Raw genomic sequence first — 15,231 nt, 5'->3', positions numbered from 1 at the left:
CGCACCACGCCGTCGTCCTCACGCACCACGCCGTCGTCCTCACGCACCACGCCGTCGTCCTCACGCACCACGCCGTCGTCCTCACGCACCACGCCGTCGTCCTCACGCACCACGCCCGCGACCTCGCCGCCTGCGCCGCGGCCCGGCTGCCGCGCAGCACCGCCATCGCCCGGCAGGCCGTCAGGGTCGGCCGTCTCGACCTGACCGGGAACCGCGCCGCCATCGCCGTGCGCAACACCGCTGTCGCCGCGCTCTCCGAGGCCGGACCCGCCCTGTTCCTGCGCGGATGCGACGGCATCGCCGACTGGCGCCCCCCGTATGCTTCCGAGCAGGCACCGCTGGGCAAGCGCTGGTAGGGGAGAGCACGTGAAGGTCGGTTGCATCGGACTCGGCGGCATCGCGCAGAAGGCGTATCTGCCGGTGCTCGGCGCGCTGCCGGGGATCGAACTGCATCTGCAGACCCGGACGCCCGCGACCCTCGACCGGGTCGCCGACGCCCTGCGGGTCCCCGCCGCCCAGCGGCACCCCACCCTGGGCTCGCTGCTCGACCGGGGACTCGACGCCGCCTTCGTGCACGCCCCCACCGCGGCCCACCCCGAGATCGTCACCCGCCTCCTGGACGCGGGCGTACCGACCTACGTCGACAAGCCGCTCGCCTACGAACTCGCCGACTCCCGGCGGCTGGTGGCGCGCGCCGAGCAGCGGGACGTCTCCCTCGCCGTCGGCTTCAACCGGCGCTACGCCCCCGGGTACGCGCAGTGCGCCGACCACCCGCGCGAGCTGATCCTGATGCAGAAGAACCGCATCGGGCTGCCGGAGGAGCCGCGCACGATGATCCTCGACGACTTCATCCACGTCGTCGACACCCTGCGCTTCCTGGCCCCCGGCCCCATCGAGGACGTGACCGTGCGGGCCCGCCTGCGAGACGGACTGCTGCACCACGTCGTGCTGCAACTCGCCGGGGACGGCTTCACCGCGCTCGGGGTGATGAACCGGCTCAGCGGCTCCGCGGAGGAGATCCTCGAAGTCTCCGGGCAGGACACCAAGCGTCAGGTGGTCAACCTCGCCGAGGTGATCGACCACAAGGGCCAGCCGACGGTGCGGCGGCGCGGCGACTGGGTGCCGGTGGCCCGGCAGCGCGGCATCGAGCAGGCGGTGCTCGCCTTCCTGGACGCCGTGCGCGCCGGAACGGTGCTCAGCGCCCGTGACGCACTGGCGACTCACGAACTGTGCGAGCGTGTGGTGCGTGCGGTGCGGGAGCGCCCCGCCGCAGCCTGACCGCCCGCACGCCCTCCGCCACGCCCAGGGCGGCCAGCACCAGCAGCGCCCCCTGCACCGGCCAGTCGCCGTAGCGGACGTACGGTGTGATGCCGTGCGCGAGCGGCACCTCGTAGACGCGGGCGGTGCTCGCGTCGGTGCCGAGCCACGGGCCGAGCCGCCGCCCGTCCGGGCCGTACACGGCGGAGACCCCGGTCAGCGTCGCGTGTACCATCGGCCGGCCGGTCTCCGCGGCGCGCAGCGCGGCCAGCGAGGCGTGCTGCGCGGGGGCCCAACTGTGCTGGAACGTCGACGTGGAGGACTGGCCCAGCAGCACGTCCGCGCCGTCCTGGGCGAGATGCCGGCTCATGTCGGGGAACGCGGTCTCGAAGCAGATCATCGGGCCGAGGCGCAGCCCGTGCCCGACGTCCATCACCACCTGCTCGGTGCCCCGCCTGCGGTCCTCGCCCGCCGCCTTGCCGACCGACGTCGCCCAGCCGAGCAGCGAGCGTGCCGGTATGTACTCGCCGAAGGGAACCAGCCGCATCTTGTCGTAGCGGGCGCCGGTCGGGCCCTCCGGGCCGATCAGGACCGAACTCTTGTAGATGCCCGGCCGGTCCGAGCGGCGGGCGTCCACGTTGACCAGCACGTCCGCGCCCGTCTCACGGGACAGCGCGGCGATCCGACGGGCCAGGTCGGGCCGGTCGGCCAGGTCGAAGCCGACGCTGCTCTCGCCCCACACGACCAGGTTCGGGCGCTCACCCACGAGCTGCCGGGTGAGCCGCTCCTCACGGTCGAAGCGCCGGTCGCCGCTGTCGCCGCCGCCGACGACGCCCGGCTGGACGACCGCGATCCGGACCCGGCCGTCGTCGGACGGGCGCGGCGACCACGTCCAGGCCGCCGAGGTCGCCGCCGCCGTGGCGACCAGCGAGGCGAGCGCCGGTATCCGGGCCTCGGGCACCGACAGCAGCACCGCCACCGCGACGTTCACGGCCACAACCAGGAAGCTCAGCAGCCACACCCCGCCGACCGAGGCGAGCCGCAGCGCCGGCTCCACCTGCCACTGGCTCGACCCGAGCATGCCCCATGGACCGCCGAGGCCCTGCCAGGACCGGACCAGCTCCACGGCCAGCCACGCCGACGGCAGCACCAGCAGCGCGGCGGCGCCCCGGCCCGGCGAGGGCGTCCCGCCCAGGAACCGGCGCACCAGCCAGCCCCAGGGCAGCCACAACGCGCCCAGCAGCGCCGCGATCACGAACAGGAAGACATGCAGGCTGGGCAGCAGCCAGTGGTGCACCGCCGCCATGAAGCCGATACCGCCCCACCAGCCGTCGAGCGCGGCGCGCCGCCCGGTGGGGGCCGAGCGGGCGAGCAGGATCCACGGGACCAGGGCGACGTAGGCGAACCACCACAGGGAGGGCGCGGGGAAGGACAGCACCGGCAGGGCGCCCGCGAGGACGGCGGCGGCCGAGCGGCGCCACGCGGAGGCGAGCCGGCGGTCGAGCGTCCGCGTCCTCATGCCTGGCCTCCCTGCGCAGCGGCTGCCTCCAGTGTGCGCGCCGGGCGGCACCCGCCGACAGGGGGCCCCGGACTCAGTCGATCAGCGGCGCGGGACGCGGATCGGGCAGGCGGCGCCACTTCTCCTCGACGACCACCTCGCGCAGCCGCCAGCCGTCCGGCGTGCGCAGCAGCCCGAAGCCGTAGCGGCCGCCGCACACGACGTCGGGTGCCGTCGAGCCGCCGTCGCCGCCGGCCAGCCGCATCGGGTTGAGGTAGTCGGCCCGCACCTCGGCGGTGTCCCCGGTGTCCCGTTGCAGGATCCCGAACCGCACCCGGCGGTTGACGATCAGATGCTGGCGCATCACGAACCGGCCGAGACTGTCGGCCAGCCAGTCGGCGACCCGGGCCGCCTCACCCTCGATCCCGCCGGCGGACCGGTAGTCCGCCCGCCCTTCGTCGGTGAACAGGGCCCGGTACGCGGCCCAGTCCCCGTCGTCCACGGCCGTCGCGTACTCGGTGACGAGCCCGTCCACGGTCAGTCGGTCCATCACGGTAGCGAGGTCCACACGCTGCGTCATCGACTCAGTGTTGGCCACGGGGCGCGCGGAGCCAAGGGGGTGTGCGACGACATTCGGGCGAAACTTCGGACGACGAACCCCCCACGGCGGGCCCGGCACCCCGCAGGGCGGGCCCGGCACCCCGCAGGGCGCGCACCCTGCACGCCCGGCCGGGCCGTCAACTCCCTTTCCGTAGCGGGCGGATGATCACCGTTCCGGTCGGCGCACTCGAAGTGGCCGTGGTGCGGGCGGGCGCCCGGGCTCATTGCGGGACTCCGGCGCGTTCGCCCGCCGCCTCGACGACCCCGGTCACCGGCGCCTCCGGTACGCCGAGCAACACCACTCCCCGGCCATCGGGGCGTTCCCGCCGGCCGTCCCGATCGTTCACCGCGGACGGGACACGGGCGTTGGCGGCCTTCCGTGTCCACCGGGCGCAGGCTCACCCAAGACGGTGGCACGGCGCCTGAGCGACCCGGTGGCCGCCGGCGGCCGTGATCTACGCGGACGAACTCATGCTGACGACGCCCGTCCACGCGCCGGCCGACCGGCTGGGGTCGTACGAACTCCTCAAGGAGCACGTCACACCGGTGGCTTCCGGCCGCCGGCGGCGAGCCCGGCCGGGGCAGGGGCGCGCATGGTCCACGGGCGGCCGAGCACCGGGGCGGGCGGGGCGGCATGCCGTCGCTCGCGGACCCGGAGCGCGAGGGCGGCCCGCGGGGTCCATCCGCCGCTGTGGACCGGGTCCTGACCGGTTCGTCCGCCCGCCAGGCGGGCTTCAGCTCTTGAGATATCCGCGGTCTCCCATCACCACGACGGGGTGGCGGGCGGGATCGAGGACGCGCAGCAGGGTCTTCATCCCGGACTCGGGAACGGTCACACAGGCCGACGTACCGTCACCGTGGTCCAGGTGCAGCCATATGCCGCCGCCCTTCTCCACCCCGTCGGGCCGGTTCCAGTCGTACGGCGGGGCGCCCTTGAGCCGGTTGTAGTTGATGGCTATGACGTAGTCGAAGTCGTGGGCGTGGGCTTCGTCATCGCTGATCGTGGGGGCGAAGGCGTTGTCGTCGTGCCAGTACTCCAGCCGGCTGCCCGGATCCGCCAGCGCACCGCCCGCGTCGGTCAGCGTGAACACACCGACGGGGCTGCGCTCGTCGTCCATGCGATGCTCCGTCGTCCAGCCCATCCGGCCGTTGTGCCCGCGCCAACTGCCCGTGGCGTCCCAGGCCGTGCCCCGCTTCTCGTAGAGCACGACGAGACTGTCGGGCGAATCCCGGCGGTCGCCGTAGACCACCACGAGCTGACGGGTGCCGGCCGGTACCTGCTTCCATATCCGGTCGCCGAGGCCCGGGGGGCGTGCGCCCACCGCCGGGCGCGGGGAGCGGGACGACGCCGGGTTGTTGATGCCCGGGGCACCGTCCGGGCTGGTCCGGTCGGAGGAGTCACCGCAGGCCGTGGTCGCCGCCAGCAGGACGCCGCAGGCAAGGGCCGCGGGTATGGCGTGGCGCGCACCGCCGCGTCGCATCGGCCGCAGGAGCGGCCGGGTAACAGTTGATGTCCGCATGATCAGGATCTTGTGGCGGAACGTACGTCCCGCGCATCCGCACGCGGGCATCTGGCCTAAGCGCATCGGCCGACCGGTGTGCCGTCCGTCCGCTGCGGCCACCCTCGGCCGGACCACCCTCACGAGGCAGCCCGCGGGGCCGGTGACGGACCCTGAAACGGACGCGTTCCAGCCGGGCTTCCCGCCCGCGCCGGGGGCGCGAGGGGCGGTGCCTGCCGGTCGTAGAGTGAGTGATCTTCGCGCACACATCACCAGGAGGACCTCATGACACGCCCCGTCACGGTCGTCACCGGCGGCAGCCGGGGGATCGGCGCCGCGACCTGTCTGCGGCTCGCCGCGGACGGTCACGACCTGGTCGTCGGCTACGTCCGGGACGCCGCGGCGGCCGAGTCGGTCGCGCACGGGGTGCGCGCGGCGGGGGGCCGCTGCGCGACCGTGCGCGTGGACACGGCCGTGGAGGCCGACGTGGAGCGGCTGTTCGACACGGCGGAGGAGCGGCTCGGACCCGTCACCGGTCTGGTGAACAACGCCGGGGTGAGCGGCCCCCTGGGACGACTGGCCGACACGGAAACCGCCGATCTGCGCCGGGTCGTCGAGGTCAATCTCCTCGGCACGCTGCTGTGCTCGCGCCGGGCCGCCCGTCTCATGGCGGCCCGGGGCGACGGCGTGATCGTGAACGTCTCGTCCGGGGCCGCCACGCTGGGCAGCCCCGGGGAGTACGTCCACTACGCGGCGACCAAGGCCGCCGTCGACACCCTCACCCTCGGGCTGGCGAAGGAACTCGGCCCGGACGGCGTCCGCGTCAACGCGGTCGCCCCCGGCGCGATCGACACGGAGATGCACGCGGCGATGGGCGATCCGGACCGCGCGCACCGCATGGCGGCCACGATCCCGCTGCGCCGGCCCGGCCGGGCGGAGGAGATCGCCGCCGCGATCGCCTGGCTGATGTCCCCGGAGGCCTCGTACACCACCGGCGCGGTGCTGCGCGTGGCAGGCGGCCGGTAGGGGCCGGCTGCCGGGCTGAGGACGGACGGCAGGGAGCGGCTGTCGGGCTGCGGGCGGGCGGTAGTTGTCGGCCGTCGGGCTGCGGGTGGGCGGTCAGGGGCGGCCGTCGGGCTGCGGGCGGCCGATCGGGCCGGCTGTCGGGCTCGTCGGCTTCCCGGCGGGCGTGGCGCGCCGGGGCGGGCGGACCGCGCCCGCGGGTCCCCTGTCCGCCCGGAAGGTCAGGCCGCCTCGATGATCTCGCCGCGGATCGCCTCGGCCCACTCGACCACCAGCAACTCGTACTCCGCCCGCTCCTGAGCCGACAGGGATCCGCCCGCACGCAGCCACAGGGCCCGGATCTGTTCGTTCACCTCGGTGGCAGACCGCGGGGAACCAGGGGGTACGGAATCGGGGGACATGCGGACAAGCCTAGGGGTAAGCACTGACACTGCGCTACCGCACCGCTACGGAGACCGTAGGGAGTCGGTCACGGGCGCGGCCGGTGGCCGCGGACGGTCAGTCCGCCGACTCGGCCGCGTGCGGGCTGAGCACTCCAGCCGTCACCAGGGCGATGATGACGATGCCGAGCGCGACCCGGTAGTAGACGAACGGCATGAAGCTCTTCGAGGAGATGAACTTCATGAACCAGGCGATCACCGCGTAGCCGGAGGCGAAGGCGATCACCGTCGCGAAGAGCGTCGGGCCCCAGGCGACGTGGCCGCTGCTCATCGCGTCCTTCACCTCGAACATCCCGGAGGCGAGAACGGCCGGAATGGCGAGCAGGAAGGAGTACCGGGCCGCCGCCTCGCGCCGGTAGCCCATGAACAGGCCGCCGCTGATCGTGGCGCCGGAGCGGGAGACCCCCGGGATGAGGGCGCAGGCCTGGCACAGGCCGTAGATCAGACCGTCCCGGACGCCCAGGTTCTCCAGGGTCTTGCGTTGTTTGGGGGCGCGGTGCCGGCCGCCCTGCTCGTCGCGGGCCGCGAGCCGGTCCGCGACGCCTATGACGAGGCCGACGACGATCAGCATGGTCGCCGTGATCCGCAGATCACGGAACGGCCCCTCGATCTGGTCCTTGAGCGTCACGCCCAGCACGCCGATCGGGATCGAGCCGATGATCACCAGCCAGCCCATCTGGGCGTCGTGGTCCCGCCGCATCGCCTTGTCGAACAGTGACCGGAACCAGGCCACGATGATCCGGCCGATGTCCTTGCGGAAGTAGATCAGCACCGCGGCCTCGGTGCCGATCTGGGTGATGGCCGTGAAGGCCGCGCCGGGGTCCTTCCAGCCGGAGAAGGCGGCGGTGAGCCGCAGGTGCGCGCTGGAAGAGACCGGAAGGAACTCGGTCAGCCCCTGGACGAGTCCGAGGACGAGGGATTCAAACCAAGACATGGAGGTGAGAGGTCCAAGTGCTGATCGGGAAAGCCGGGGAATACGGCGATCATGCGTGCCGAGGGGCAGCGTAGCGCCCCGGGACGACGCACCCGACACAGGGGTTCGAACGCCGGGCACCGCACTCCCGGCATGTGGCGCGCTGTCGGCCGGGCGGGCGCTCGGCCGGCCGCTGGTGGCGCACCGTCAGACGACCTGGTTCCGGACGCCGCCTATTACGCGGTGCGCTCGCGACGATCGTGACAACCCCGCACACCACCCCCGCCAACCGAACCGCACGGCCGACGGGTGATGCGGCGCTGAGGGGGGCGCGGGGAACTGCGCAACGAGCCACGACGCTCCCGCAGATGAACGACCGGCGCGCCACGGTAACCCCGCGCGATCAATCACAACGCTCCCGCAGATGAACGACCGGCGCACCACGGTAACCCCGCGCGATCAACCGCAACGCACCCGCAGACGAACGACCACCCCACACCGCCCACCCCGCGGAGCGCTACGCAGGGCCCCGCACAGTCCACCCCGCCACCTGCGGATGCGCCGTAAGGCCCTCGTGCCGGACCGTGTCACCGCAGGCCGCGCAGGTGACGACCGGCACCAGTCGGTGCCCGCACGCGTGCTCGATCACCATGGGGCGGTCGGTGTCCCCGCGCAGGTGGCGGTCGCCCCAGGCCATCAGGGTCAGCAGGACCGGCTCCAGTTCGAGCCCCGCCCGGGTCGGCCGGTACTCGAAGCGCTGCGGGCGCTCGCTGTACGCGTGCTTGGTGAGGATCCCCGCGTCGACGAGCCGCCGCAGCCGGGTGGCGAGGACGTCCCGCGGCGCCCCGATGTTGCGGACCAGCTGGTCGAAGCGGCCGTTGCCGAGGCACGCCTCGCGGAGCACCAGCAGGGAGTACTTCTCGCCGACGAGCGCGAGCGTGTCGGCGATGGAGCAGGGGCGCGGGTCTTTCGTGGCGGCCATGGCGCCCAGTCTAGGTGAGGGTTTGATTTTCCAACCGCACGGGTTATGGTGAGTTCGGATTTCCTACTCACTGGTAGCCGCCCCGCTCACGGCCCGGCGGCCAAGGAGGCCCGCACCATGCGTGACGCAGTCATCGTCGAAGCCGTACGCACCCCGATCGGCAAGGGCAAGCCGAACGGCTCCCTGGCGCACGTCCACCCCGTGGAACTCCTCGCCCACACCCTGCGCACCCTCGTGGCGCGCTCCGGCGTCGACCCGGCCCTGATCGACGACGTGATCGGCGGCACCGTCGACCAGGTCGGCGAGCAGGCCATGAACACCACCCGGTACGCCGTGCTGTCGGCCGGCTTCCCGGAGACGGTCCCGGCGACCACGGTGGACCGCCAGTGCGGCTCCTCCCAGCAGGCCGTGCACTTCGCCGCCCAGGGCGTGCTGTCCGGCGCCTACGACCTGGTCGTCGCCTGCGGCGTCGAGTCGATGAGCCGGGTGCCGATGTGGTCGAACGTGCCCGAGGGCAAGGACCCGTTCGGGCCCGGAGTCGCCGCACGCTACCCGGACGGACTCGTTCCGCAGGGCATCAGCGCCGAACTCATCGCCGCCAAGTGGTCCCTCACGCGCGCGCGAATGGACGAGTTCGCCGCCTCCTCCCACCAAAGGGCCGCCGCGGCATGGCGGGCCGGGCTGTTCGACGCCGAGGTCGCGCCGCTGGACGGTGTGGCCCGCGACGAGTGCGTACGACCGGACAGCACGCCCGAGATCCTCGCCGGACTCAGGCCCGCCTACCACGACCCCAACTTCGCCGAGCGCTTCCCGCAGATCGAGTGGAACGTCACCGCGGGCAACGCCAGCCCCGTCAACGACGGCGCCTCCGCCGTCCTGATCGCCTCCGCCGACACCGCCGCCCGGCTCGGCCTGCGTCCGCTCGCCCGGCTGCACAGCTTCGCCGTCACCGGCTCCGACCCGCTGCTGATGCTCACGGGTGTCATCCCGGCCACGGAGAAGGTGCTGCGCAGGGCAGGGCTCACCCTCGGCGACATCGGCCTGTTCGAGGTCAACGAGGCGTTCGCGAGCGTCGTCCTGGCCTGGCAGCAGGAGACCGGCGCCGACCCCGCCAGGGTCAACGTGCACGGTGGCGCGATCGCCCTCGGCCACCCGCTCGGCGCCAGCGGCACCCGGCTGACCACGACCCTCGTGCACGCGATGCGCGCCCGCGGGGCCCGCTACGGACTGCAGACGATGTGCGAGGCGGGCGGACTCGCCAACGCCATGGTTCTGGAGGCCGTCTGACGGTTTATCGCGGGCGCAGGTGGTGGCGCTTGCGCCAGGCCACCACGGCACCCGCGAGGGCCGGTACGGCGATGCACGCCATCGCGATCAGGAAGGCGGGCGACGTCGGCGCCGAGGCACGCGCGCCCGCCACGACGTACGCGGCGGTGTTCGGGAGCGAACCGAGCGCCGTCGCGAGCAGGAACGGCAGCCAGCCCATGCGGGAGACGGCGGCGCAGTAGTTCGCCGCCCAGAACGGCACACCGGGGAACAGCCGCGCCGCCATCATCGAGCGGAAGCCGTGCCGGCTGAGCTGGCCGTCGGCGGCCCGCAGCCAGCGCCCGCGCAGCAGCGGACGGAGCGCGTCCTGGCCCAGCACCCGGCCGAGACCGAAGGCGACGGCGGCGCCCAGCACGGTGCCCACCAGCGCCGTGCCGAGCCCCAGGGGGGAGCCGAACAGGGCGCCGGCCGCCAGGTTCAGCAGCGGGCGCGGCACGAACGGCACCGTGCACAGCCCGTACGCGACGGCGAACACGGCCGCCGCGGTGTACCCGCCGAGCTGTGGCGGCCAGCCGTGGGTGAGCAGTCTTTGCGGCTCGAACAGCAGCACGGCCGCGGCGGCCGCCGCGAGCAGCGTCACGAGCAGCGACAGGCGCGTCCAGGGCGACAGCAACGCGCGCGTGCAGCGCGCCGCGAGGCCCGCGCGTGTGAGCGGCGGATCGGCCGCCGCCGTGGGGACGGCGACGGCCGACTCCGTGGCGGCGGCCCGGGGAGAGGCCGTGGCGGTGCCCCCAGAGCGGTTGGTGGCATCGAGCATGCCGGTGACAGTAACCGACGAAGATGTCCGATCGACGTACGGACGGTCGTATGCCGGTCACCTCATGGCCCCCGTGCCGCCGCCCGGTCGCCCCGGGAAACCGCCGGTGGCGCCCGCGCCGGGGAGCCTCCGGCCGCGCGCGTCGGCGCCGGAAAACCATTCGACGCGGCACGCCGCCTCGGCGATGATCGACGCCATGTTCCGGCTCGCCTTCGTCCTCGCAGCATCCGCGGTCGCGGATGCCCCGAAGGCTGCCGTCCCGACCGTCGTCGCCGTCGACGGCGCCCGAAGCTGACCCTCTCCGGATCGTCCGGCGGACCCCGCAGGGGGAGGGTCGGCGCCTCCCCGGGGTCCCCACACCAGTCACGAGGCTTCGAGGTACAGCCATGCCCAAGACGGCGTACGTGCGCACCAAGCCGCATCTGAACATCGGCACGATGGGCCACGTCGACCACGGCAAGACCACCCTGACCGCCGCCATCACCAAGGTCCTGGCCGAGCGCGGCACCGGCGGCGGCACCCGGTACGTGCCGTTCGACCGCATCGACCGGGCCCCGGAGGAGGCGGCGCGTGGCATCACCATCAACATCGCGCACGTCGAGTACGAGACCGACACCCGGCACTACGCGCACGTCGACATGCCGGGTCATGCCGACTACATCAAGAACATGGTCACCGGTGCCGCGCAGCTCGACGGGGCGATCCTCGTCGTCTCCGCGGTCGACGGGATCATGCCGCAGACCGCCGAACACGTGCTGCTCGCCCGGCAGGTGGGCGTCGACCACATCGTCGTCGCCCTCAACAAGGCCGACGCGGGCGACGAGGAACTGACCGACCTGGTGGAGCTGGAGGTCCGCGAACTGCTCACCGCGCAGGGCTATCCCGGCGACTCCGTACCCGTCGTACGGGTCTCCGGGCTCAAGGCCCTGGACGGGGACCCGCGTTGGACCGCCGCCGTCGAGGCGCTGCTGGACGCGGTGGACACCTATGTGCCGGTCCCGGAGCGCTATCTCGACGCGCCGTTCCTGCTGCCCGTGGAGAACGTGCTGACCATCACCGGCCGGGGCACGGTGGTCACCGGCGCGGTGGAGCGCGGCACCGTGCACGTCGGCGACCGGGTCGAGGTGCCCGGCGCCGGTCTTGAGACGGTGGTCACCGGTCTGGAGACCTTCGGCAAGCCGATGCAGGAGGCGCAGGCCGGGGACAACGTGGCGCTGCTGCTGCGCGGGGTGCCGCGGGACGCGGTGCGGCGCGGGCACGTCGTGGCGGCGCCCGGCAGCGTCGCGCCGAGCCGTCGCTTCTCGGCGCGGGTGTACGTCCTTTCCGCGCGTGAGGGCGGCCGGGCGACCCCGGTGTCGACGGGCTACCGGCCGCAGTTCTACATCCGCACCGCGGATGTGGTCGGGGACGTCGACCTCGGCGCGACGGCGGTCGCACGCCCCGGGGACACCGTCACCATGACGGTGGAACTGGGCCGCGCACTCCCGTTGGAGCCGGGGCTCGGGTTCGCCATCCGTGAGGGCGGCCGGACAGTCGGCGCGGGCACGGTGACCACGGTCGCCTGACGACCCGCCCGTCGGCGCGTCCGGTCCGCCGCGAACGCCACAGGCCCGTCCACGGCCTGGCGCCGGACGGGCCTCGCGCCGGGCGGGGCCTGGCGTCGGCGTGCGGGTCCCAGCCACGTGGGTGTGGGGCGCGCTGGTCAGGGCCCCGCGCGCGAGCGGGCGTGACACGAACCCGTGGGTGGGCCCGGTGCTGGCCCGGTGGCGAGTCTGGTGCGCGGTGGACGGCACAGGGGCCCGTCCTCGCCGGACCATGGCGAAGGCGGCGCGGTCTCGCGACCGGCGGGTCCGGCGTCAGGGTCTCGCATCGGTGCGCGGGTCCTGGTCACGTGGCTAGCGAGCGCGGTGGTCAGTGCGGTGCCGTCGGCGTCAGGCGGCCCCGGCCCGGCCGGCAGCGTGCCGTCGCCTCGGCCGGGGCAGTCGCGGCCGGTCAGGGGCTGCGCGCGGGCGGCGACGCGGGCGGGTCCGGTACGGGGGGCCGGGCTCAAGGCCCGTGCGGGAGGCCGGGCCTTGAGGTCCGTACGGGAGGACAAGTTCGGGGTTCGTACGGGAGGCAGGGCTCGGCGGTGCGGGCCGGACGCCGGGTCTGGAGGTCGGGACGGGAGGCCAGGCTCGGCGGTGCGGGCCGGACGCCGGGTCTGGAGGTCGGGACGGGAGGCCAGGCTCGGAGGTCCGGGCCGGACGCCGGGCCCACATGCGCGGGCCGGACGCCGGGCCCACATGCGCGGGCCGGACGCCGGGGCCGCATGTGCGTGTGGGAGGTCGGGTGCGGGGGCCGTGTGGGATGTCGGGGCTGGGTGGCGGGGTGGGGGCGGTTCGGCGTGTGGGGGGTACCGGCACAATGGGGGAGTGAGCGAACCCATACCCGTCGTCCGCGCCACCGACCACGGCACCGCGAGGCTGATGCCGGACGTCGACCGGGCGCGGGCCTGGCTGCTCACGGTCGACGGGGCGCCGCAGTCGTACGTCGACCTGGACGAGCCGACGCATCTGGAGTTCGAGTACGCCCGGCGGCTCGGGTATGCGCTGGACGTCGTGGCGGAACCGGGCCGGCCGCTGGACGTGGTGCACCTCGGCGGCGGCGCCCTCACCCTGCCCCGCTATGTGGCGGCGACCCGGCCGGGCTCGCGGCAGGACGTCGTGGAGGCCGACCGGGCGCTGCTGGCCCTGGTCACCGAGCGGCTGCCGGTCCCCGACGGCACCGGCATCACCCTGCACCCCGCCGACGCCCGAGCCTGGCTGGAATCGGCCGCCGACGACACGGCGGACGTGCTGATCGCCGACGTCTTCGGCGGCTCCCGGGTCCCCGCACACCTCACCTCGCTTGGCTACGCCCGCGAGGCCCAGCGCGTGCTGCGGACCGGCGGCGTCTATCTGGCCAACCTCGCCGACGCCGCGCCCTTCGCCTTTCTCCGCTCCCAACTCGCCACGTTCGCGGCCGTGTTCGAGGAACTGGTGCTGATCGCCGAGCCGGGGGTGCTGCGTGGCCGACGGTTCGGCAACGCGGTGCTTGTCGCCGCGCACCGGTCCCTGGACACGGCGGCACTGGCCCGCCGCACCGCCTCCGACGTCTTCCCGGCCCGGGTCGAACACGGCGCCGGGCTACGGGAGTTCATCGGCGCGGCCCGACCGGTCCCGGACGCGGAGGCCGTGCCGTCGCCCGAGCCGCCCGAGGGGGCGTTCGGCATCGGCTGAGGCGCGGGCCGGTCCGGACACGACGGCCGCGAACCCGCCCGCTCAGGGACACCCCCCTCAGGGACACCCCATTCAGGACCGCCCGTTCACGACACCCCGCGCAGGACTGCCCGCGCGGGACACCCCGTTCAGGACCGCCTGTTCACGACACCCCGCGCAGGACTGCCCGCGCGGGACACCCCGTTCAGGACCGCCCGTTCACGACACCCCGCGCAGGACTGCCCGCGCAGGACACCCCGTTCAGGACCGCCCGTTCACGACACCCCGCGCAGGACTGCCCGCGCAGGACACCCCGTTCAGGACCGCCCGTTCAGGACTCCGTCGGCTCGCCGTGTACCCGCACCGTGCTGAGGATCTTCATGATGGTCTCCGTGTCCAGCTCCCCGTCCACGCCCTTGGCGGCGTAGAGGTTGAAGGACACGATGTCGTCCGCCGAGTTCCGGAAGGCGAACGTGATCGCCTTGCCGTCGCTGGCGCACTTGCCGGTGCGCGGGGTGTTCGTCGAACGCGCCCAGGCGTAGGCGCCCTTGACGCCGGTCTTGGTGGTGTAGTCCGTGGCCTTCTTGTCGTAGGTGATGCTCTTCTTGTCCGGCTGTGTGTAGCCGCCGTAGACCCACCAGGGCACGCCCCGGATCGCCGCGTCGCCGGGACTCTTGGCGCCGCTCTCGCCCTTGGTGCCCGCCACGGCCAGCGGTGTGTCGTCGGTCTTGCCGTCCATGTCGTCGTCGGAGGTGCACCACTTCGGCTTGTACTCGGCCGGCGCCGACATCACGATCAGCGGCTTGGCGTCCGGGGACTTGCGGTCCTCGAAGCCGATCGAGGTGCCCGGGGAGTCGAGTTCCCAGTCGGCGGGCACGTCGAAGGCCGTGCCCCGCTTGGGGTTGACGACGACCTTCCAGCCCGGCACGAGCGGCTTCTCGGTCTCGGTGGTGCGCGGATCGGGCTCCCCGGACGACTCGTTCGCCGTCGGGTCCGCCGAGGGCGGCTGGCCGGACTTCTTGTCCGAGCCGCCGTCCGCCTTGTCGTCCTTGTCGCCGCCCAGCACCAGGAATCCGGTCACGCCGGCCGCGACGACCACCGCCGTCGCCGCCACGATCGCGACGAGCTTCGTCCGGTTCCCGCCGCCCCCACCCTGCGGCGGCTTCGGCGGCTGGGGCGCTCCGACGGGTGCGGGCGTGCCCCACTGCGACTGCTGCGCGTACGGGTCGGGCTGCTGGTAGCCGGGCTGCTGGTACGGGTTGGGTTGCTGGTAACCCGGCTGCTGATACGGGTTGTTCTGCGGATTCTGCTCGCCCCCTGGCGGCTGCTGTCCTGGCCACATGGGCAGTAACCCTAGTGGGGCGCCGGACACGATTCGGTCACCGGACCTCGTCAGGGCCGTACCGAACCGGGACGCCGGCCGTGCGGCGTTCTCCGGCCGCGTTCACAGCACCTTCGCGCGGATCAGTGCCGACAGCACCAGGGCGCCGGGCAGCAGCGGGAGCCAGTCCATGAGCACGCGGAACCCGATGACGGTCGCCGTGGCCACGGCCAGCGGGGCGTCGAAGGCCACCAGTGTGAAGACCACCGCGGCGTCCACCGCGACACCGCCCGGCGCGGGCACCGCCCCCACGGCGGGGGCCGCCGGCCCGGACGGCACGGCCCCCAGTGTAGCCGGCCCCGGCCGCCCGCGCGCGGGC

General features: G+C 73.7%; 13 protein-coding genes and 2 pseudogenes. 6 read left to right on the top strand and 9 right to left on the bottom strand.

From position 1 onward, the window contains the following. Together ABT245_RS15500 and ABT245_RS15495 are read left to right on the top strand one after the other, a co-directional pair. A pseudogene (locus tag ABT245_RS15500) lies at window positions 1-356 on the top strand (hypothetical protein); the annotation flags it as partial. Between the two features lie 10 nt (window positions 357-366). Then, the gene (locus tag ABT245_RS15495) at window positions 367-1,278 is read left to right on the top strand and encodes a Gfo/Idh/MocA family protein (RefSeq protein ID WP_351733662.1); all 912 of its coding nucleotides are present in this window, start codon (window positions 367-369) and stop codon (window positions 1,276-1,278) included. Here the strand turns inward: ABT245_RS15495 and lnt are convergent. The 3 genes from lnt to ABT245_RS15480 all read right to left on the bottom strand — a co-directional run bounded on the left by lnt (window position 1,196) and on the right by ABT245_RS15480 (window position 4,875). After that, window positions 1,196-2,776: an apolipoprotein N-acyltransferase gene (gene lnt, locus ABT245_RS15490; protein WP_351733660.1), complete on the bottom strand. Its 1,581-nt coding sequence runs from the start codon at window positions 2,774-2,776 to the stop codon at window positions 1,196-1,198. The genes ABT245_RS15495 and lnt overlap by 83 nt on opposite strands. A 73-nt stretch (window positions 2,777-2,849) precedes the next feature. Next, entirely contained in the window at window positions 2,850-3,335 is a 486-nt protein-coding gene (locus ABT245_RS15485) for a nuclear transport factor 2 family protein (protein ID WP_351733657.1), read from the bottom strand. Between the two features lie 754 nt (window positions 3,336-4,089). After that, on the bottom strand, window positions 4,090-4,875 hold the full coding sequence (locus ABT245_RS15480) for a hypothetical protein (RefSeq protein ID WP_351733656.1): 786 nt from the start codon (window positions 4,873-4,875) through the stop codon (window positions 4,090-4,092). A 264-nt stretch (window positions 4,876-5,139) separates the two neighbouring features. On the opposite strand from ABT245_RS15480, the gene ABT245_RS15475 reads away from it, so the two are divergent. Then, complete coding sequence (locus ABT245_RS15475; protein ID WP_351733653.1) at window positions 5,140-5,880, top strand: SDR family oxidoreductase; 741 nt, start codon at window positions 5,140-5,142, stop codon at window positions 5,878-5,880. A 218-nt stretch (window positions 5,881-6,098) separates the two neighbouring features. Here ABT245_RS15475 and ABT245_RS15470 read toward each other — a convergent pair whose 3' ends face one another. The 3 genes from ABT245_RS15470 to ABT245_RS15460 all read right to left on the bottom strand — a co-directional run bounded on the left by ABT245_RS15470 (window position 6,099) and on the right by ABT245_RS15460 (window position 8,212). Further along, a complete protein-coding gene (locus ABT245_RS15470; RefSeq protein WP_351733651.1) occupies window positions 6,099-6,278 on the bottom strand; it encodes a hypothetical protein in 180 nt (59 codons plus the stop codon). 97 nt (window positions 6,279-6,375) lie between these two features. Then, window positions 6,376-7,251: an undecaprenyl-diphosphate phosphatase gene (locus ABT245_RS15465; RefSeq protein WP_351733648.1), complete on the bottom strand. Its 876-nt coding sequence runs from the start codon at window positions 7,249-7,251 to the stop codon at window positions 6,376-6,378. A 496-nt stretch (window positions 7,252-7,747) separates the two neighbouring features. Further along, window positions 7,748-8,212 (bottom strand): winged helix-turn-helix transcriptional regulator, encoded by a 465-nt coding sequence (locus ABT245_RS15460; RefSeq protein WP_351733645.1) that lies wholly within the window; start codon window positions 8,210-8,212, stop codon window positions 7,748-7,750. A 117-nt stretch (window positions 8,213-8,329) separates the two neighbouring features. Between ABT245_RS15460 and ABT245_RS15455 the strand changes: the two genes are divergently transcribed. Continuing rightward, window positions 8,330-9,499 (top strand): thiolase family protein, encoded by a 1,170-nt coding sequence (locus ABT245_RS15455; protein ID WP_351733642.1) that lies wholly within the window; start codon window positions 8,330-8,332, stop codon window positions 9,497-9,499. Window positions 9,500-9,503: 4 nt separating this feature from the next. On the opposite strand, the gene ABT245_RS15450 is transcribed toward ABT245_RS15455, so the two are convergent. Next, entirely contained in the window at window positions 9,504-10,295 is a 792-nt protein-coding gene (locus ABT245_RS15450; protein ID WP_351733640.1) for a TVP38/TMEM64 family protein, read from the bottom strand. Window positions 10,296-10,681: 386 nt separating this feature from the next. Here ABT245_RS15450 and tuf point away from each other — a divergent pair, with 386 nt between their 5' ends. Both tuf and ABT245_RS15440 read left to right on the top strand, forming a co-directional pair. Continuing rightward, a complete protein-coding gene (gene tuf / locus ABT245_RS15445; protein WP_351733638.1) occupies window positions 10,682-11,860 on the top strand; it encodes an elongation factor Tu in 1,179 nt (392 codons plus the stop codon). Window positions 11,861-12,706: 846 nt separating this feature from the next. Then, a complete protein-coding gene (locus ABT245_RS15440; RefSeq protein WP_351733636.1) occupies window positions 12,707-13,552 on the top strand; it encodes a spermidine synthase in 846 nt (281 codons plus the stop codon). A gap of 310 nt (window positions 13,553-13,862) precedes the next feature. Here the strand turns inward: ABT245_RS15440 and ABT245_RS15435 are convergent, their stop codons facing one another. Together ABT245_RS15435 and ABT245_RS15430 are read right to left on the bottom strand one after the other, a co-directional pair. Further along, window positions 13,863-14,873 carry a DUF8017 domain-containing protein gene (locus ABT245_RS15435; RefSeq protein WP_351733634.1) on the bottom strand — a complete coding sequence of 337 codons (1,011 nt, stop codon included), beginning with the start codon at window positions 14,871-14,873 and terminating at the stop codon, window positions 13,863-13,865. Between the two features lie 102 nt (window positions 14,874-14,975). Further along, a pseudogene (locus ABT245_RS15430) lies at window positions 14,976-15,231 on the bottom strand (hypothetical protein); the annotation flags it as partial.

Source organism: Streptomyces sp. NPDC001508, assembly GCF_040298665.1.
Classification (GTDB): Bacteria; Actinomycetota; Actinomycetes; order Streptomycetales; family Streptomycetaceae; genus Streptomyces.
This window is presented reverse-complemented; position numbering and strand designations above follow the sequence as displayed.

What these genes read in the sequence shown, in the direction of transcription:
- ABT245_RS15470 (WP_351733651.1), bottom strand. Translation starts at nt 6,278, where the DNA reads ATGTCCCCCGATTCCGTACCCCCTGGTTCCCCGCGGTCTGCCACCGAG.
- ABT245_RS15455 (WP_351733642.1), top strand. Translation starts at nt 8,330, where the DNA reads ATGCGTGACGCAGTCATCGTCGAAGCCGTACGCACCCCGATCGGCAAG.
- ABT245_RS15475 (WP_351733653.1), top strand. Translation starts at nt 5,140, where the DNA reads ATGACACGCCCCGTCACGGTCGTCACCGGCGGCAGCCGGGGGATCGGC.
- tuf (WP_351733638.1), top strand. Translation starts at nt 10,682, where the DNA reads ATGCCCAAGACGGCGTACGTGCGCACCAAGCCGCATCTGAACATCGGC.
- ABT245_RS15450 (WP_351733640.1), bottom strand. Translation starts at nt 10,295, where the DNA reads ATGCTCGATGCCACCAACCGCTCTGGGGGCACCGCCACGGCCTCTCCC.
- ABT245_RS15435 (WP_351733634.1), bottom strand. Translation starts at nt 14,873, where the DNA reads ATGTGGCCAGGACAGCAGCCGCCAGGGGGCGAGCAGAATCCGCAGAAC.
- ABT245_RS15460 (WP_351733645.1), bottom strand. Translation starts at nt 8,212, where the DNA reads ATGGCCGCCACGAAAGACCCGCGCCCCTGCTCCATCGCCGACACGCTC.
- ABT245_RS15465 (WP_351733648.1), bottom strand. Translation starts at nt 7,251, where the DNA reads ATGTCTTGGTTTGAATCCCTCGTCCTCGGACTCGTCCAGGGGCTGACC.
- lnt (WP_351733660.1), bottom strand. Translation starts at nt 2,776, where the DNA reads ATGAGGACGCGGACGCTCGACCGCCGGCTCGCCTCCGCGTGGCGCCGC.
- ABT245_RS15485 (WP_351733657.1), bottom strand. Translation starts at nt 3,335, where the DNA reads ATGACGCAGCGTGTGGACCTCGCTACCGTGATGGACCGACTGACCGTG.
- ABT245_RS15480 (WP_351733656.1), bottom strand. Translation starts at nt 4,875, where the DNA reads ATGCGGACATCAACTGTTACCCGGCCGCTCCTGCGGCCGATGCGACGC.